This is a genomic window from Arthrobacter sp. 2RAF6 (assembly GCF_052115205.1).
Taxonomy (GTDB): Bacteria; Actinomycetota; Actinomycetes; order Actinomycetales; family Micrococcaceae; genus Arthrobacter.
This window is the reverse complement of sequence record NZ_JBFRGF010000132.1, coordinates 1-448: the sequence shown is the minus strand read 5'-3', so window position 1 is coordinate 448 and position 448 is coordinate 1. Positions and strand designations below refer to the sequence as shown.

Below are 448 nucleotides of genomic sequence, written 5' to 3'. Positions count from 1 at the left end.
GTAAGAGATAACCCTCGTGTTCCGGGGTTCCTTGGTTGGGCTGCGAGGGTCCATTCCCCACGGTACTAGGGCGTTCCCGTTCCTTCAGGTGCTCATCGGCGTTTTGATTCAACTTCAGCTTTTGTGAAGGGGTATCGTGAAAGTCGAGGATCGATGGGTAGGACTGAAGGCGAGGTTCTGGGTTGGCGCTGGCGGTGGTGCGGGATCTGCGTGAGCGTCGGGTCCCGGCGGGMCCGGAGGAGMTTGCGGAGTTCGAGACYGACGTGCTRGCCGGTTTTGTGCTCGCTCGCGCGTCGGCAGGGCTGGCGGATGGCACGATCAGCTCGGACATCGGTCACCTGGAGCAGGTGCGCACCTGGCTCGGGAAGCCGTTGTGGGACATGGAGCCTACCGACGCGGACATCTACTTCGGCAAGGTGTTGCGCGACGCGGCTAAGGGGACCCGGCT

At 62.8% G+C, this 448-nt stretch carries 1 protein-coding gene; it reads left to right on the top strand.

The window, feature by feature from the left end; all coding sequences use genetic code 11:
* Window positions 1-263: 263 nt before the first annotated feature.
* On the top strand, window positions 264-448 hold a 185-nt coding region (locus AB4Z38_RS25825), incomplete at its 3' end, for a hypothetical protein (RefSeq protein WP_441432353.1).